Here is a 3,401-nt window from a genome sequence, read left to right as displayed (position 1 = left end):
ACGTAATACATGCCCACTAAACAAATCGTTTCCGCCCAGTTGCCTAATTAATGCTATTTATAGGCAACAAAACCTGATCGAGATTTAATGAGTACTGTTACAATATCCTTTTTCATCACACCGCACCTAATCGCTTTACCATGATCCATATCGACTCACGCTTAATTTTTTAACATCAGCGCCGATGACTTGGCATGGGAATAAGCTTTTGACGCACCTTGATTGATCAACTTAGGCACTATAACGTAATTGAAAAAGCGTGATACCTAACGCCAGTTTCCTAGCGGAATGGTTCTTAATAAAGCCAAGTTTCATTGTTGAGGCTCAAAATCGCGCGATCGAATATTGCAATGGCGTTGGCTTCAGTGAACATTAGGTCGTGTTAGTTCCAACTCAATAACCTTTTTGCCAAATTAAATCTGGTCATTACATGATATGGAGAGTGCACTGATGCTTGTTTCGATCGCCGTTTGCACATGCCCTAATCGCCCCATCTTTCAGTTAAAGGCGATCACGCCTTTCCATGACGCATGCCTAAGCGTAACGCTTGAGTGACCGACCCGCCGCGATGCCGGATTAACTATGATAAATCCTGCCTGGCATTCGTGCGGCCAGAAGCTACAAATTGAGTTACTGGCTGGGCTGCATCGCCAAGGGTTAACGCACGGAGCTTGCTATAATAAGCGCCACAATCTTGACAGACAAATAGTGTGTTCTCAAATTTAACCGTTGATCATGCTGGACTTTCGGTTTAGGTTGTGTGACGGATTGAGTCTTAGGCGCTCGGGCTCTTAAGTCTTGATTTGGCAAATGAATCCTTGTTGTGTGAGGCCGCTTAGGGTCGTAAGCCGGCGTCCGTAAATGTAGGCCTTCATGAGCGGCTAAGGTTGATAGCTGAGCTCGTCGTGGACGGCATGATGGTTGAACTCGACTGTCGCGTCCTTGGTTGTGCGGTTCATCCGCTCGAACTAGTCTTTCGTTCATATGCCCCGTGGTTTGATTAGGTGATGCTCGATCTTGGTCATCGCGTCGGGTCTGTCGAACAAGGACGCTGCGATGGGATGCGGGAGCTCACAACCGGTGAGAACACAGTGATTCCAGGAAGCGGGCGGACTGCCGCCTTGCCATCTCTCACTCGCGTCGCCGTCGCCCTCTAATTGCTACCTTTCATTCACCGAGCGTGGGAAACGTGCTGCTTCGGGCGCAAGGTCATGGAATTCGAGAGATGGCGAGGCGGCAGTACTCCCCGTGGGGAACTAACTTCGGCGCTGACAGCTCAGCCGATTTGGCTGCTGTTCCTGCAGCACTCAACGACAGACCGCGCAAGAGAGTAAGATGCCCCTCCGGCGAGGCTCTTGATGCGATCTTATGATCCAACCATGCTAGTGGTATGAGTTGGAGATTTCCTTGCGGTTCGGGACGTGAGAGCCGTCTGCTGGGCTTCCGAGCGGAGGTTGCTGCAATGGCGCGCGGTCCCAAACCAGCCGAACTTCATCTGAGCGGGGACGAGCGTGTGCAACCGGATGGCCTCTTGTGCCGCCGCAACGTCGGTCAGGCGCTAGCCCAGCGTGCTCCTATCGTACTGGCCTGTGCCGAGCCCGGCTCTACGAACACCAGTATCACCCGCAGTCTCGGGGTCAATCGCCCGAGCGTCACGACCTGGCGTGCCCGCTTCGTCGCCAACCGCCTCGACGGCCTCGTCGACCTGCCCCGCTCCAGTGCGCCGCCTACCGTCGAGGACACAGCGATCAAGGCGATGATTACGCTGACTCTCGAAGGCCAGCCGAAGAACGCCACCCACCGGTCGACGCGCTCCATGGCGAATCGGGTCGGAATGAGCCTGACCATGGTTTCGCGGGTATGGCGCGCCTTCGGCCTTCAGCCCCACAGGACCGAGACCTTCAAGTTGTCGTTTGATTCCGCCTTCGTCGACAAGGGCGTAATGTCGTCAGCCTGTACATGTCCCGCCGCACCGGGCCATCGTGCGGTGCGTGGACGAGAAGCCCCAGATCCAGGCGCTGACCGGCACGGCCTCTGTGCTGCCGATGCAGCCCGGCCAGCCAGAACGCCGGAATCACGACTATCGCCGCCAGGGTACGACCAACCTGTTCGCCGCCCTCGACGTTCGGACGGGGACCGTGATCTTCAGTTGTACGTGTCGGCATCGTTCGGTTGAGTTCCGCGCCTACCTCGATCAGGTCGAGGCGAGCATGCCGAGGGACCTCGACGTCCATCTCATGCTCGACAACGCCGCCACTCACAAGACTCAGCTGATCCACGACTGGCTGGTGAAGCGCCCACGCTGGTACCTGCACTTCACCCCGACATCCGCCTCGTGGCTCAATCTTGTCGAAGGCTGGTTCGCTCTTCCCACCCGCCAAAGCCTGCAGCGCGGCGCCTTCGAACGAACCGACGATCTCGAAGCCGCGATCCACGACTACATCAACCACACCAACGCCGACCCGAAGCCCTTCGTCTGCACCAAACCCGCCGAAGCCATCCTCGCCAGCGTCGGACGCTTCTGCCAAAGAATCTCAAACTCACACCACTAGCCCGCAACGTCCTAATCTCGCCGAACGCTTGAGCGATGAGGACGTCGCGCGGCGGGTGCGCGTCTGGGCCAGCAGCCCATTCAACCGAGACGATCGCCGAGGTGTTGATGATGACCTCCTCGGAGCCGCAGGGCAAGGTCACACATCGGACCAGCCATGCCATAGCCCGTGACGCGGGCGTCTCGTAATACTCCGTGCGGCAGCCGTGAACCGCTCAACGTCTCCCGCCTAAACGGCTGCACACGTTCAAACGCTCCCGCTTGCTTGTCAGTGCAGCAAATGTTGAAAATCTCGTCGGGCTCAAGAAGGCTTCAATTCAACAATCGGCTTTGCTGTCCATCAATGAGAACAGCCAATTCCAAGCGCTGAAGCTGAGTAGCTCCGACCATACCGACCCTCAAACCCACCTATATCTATTATGGCACCAAGACATTTTTGCCGCTAAAGATGCCCCCCGGGTATGGTACTCGGCTGCTCCATGCAGCGTCCCTAGAATGGCGAAATATCCGGTTTCTCGACGCCGATGAAGCCGCAACAATTTTTGGCACGGCGATCCATGCCATACTCGAGAACGCTGCAACATCCAAACTTCTTAGGGTGCCAAGCCGGCTCGCTCGCCACCCACACTGAACCTTCTAATTCACCGTGCCCCTCGCCGCTGATATGTACCCAGTCGAGCTCATTTTCTCCGCGCTCACGATGCGTGGTTGCGCGGCTCTTTTCGACGTTATCGACCTGCAGGCCGCGATCAAACGCTAAGTTGCCGACCCCAACCGATGCGTCAGATCTTTAGTACGAGACAAACATATCACAGCAATCATTGCCAAAGCTCGCTGACCGACTTAATAT

General features: G+C 56.0%; 2 pseudogenes. One reads left to right on the top strand and one right to left on the bottom strand.

Annotated features, from left to right (window positions below):
* Positions 1 to 791: 791 nt before the first annotated feature.
* Positions 792 to 1,022 (bottom strand): annotated as a pseudogene (locus FV233_RS31470) (hypothetical protein); the annotation flags it as partial.
* Between the two features lie 440 nt (positions 1,023 to 1,462).
* Between FV233_RS31470 and FV233_RS28755 the strand changes: the two are divergent.
* Positions 1,463 to 2,552, top strand: a pseudogene (locus tag FV233_RS28755) (IS630 family transposase).
* Positions 2,553 to 3,401: the final 849 nt, after the last annotated feature.

This window comes from Methylobacterium sp. WL7 (genome assembly GCF_008040085.1).
In the GTDB taxonomy this organism is placed as follows: domain Bacteria; phylum Pseudomonadota; class Alphaproteobacteria; order Rhizobiales; family Beijerinckiaceae; genus Methylobacterium; species Methylobacterium mesophilicum.
Note: the sequence above shows the minus strand (reverse complement) of the source record. Positions and strands in the feature narration are given on the sequence as shown.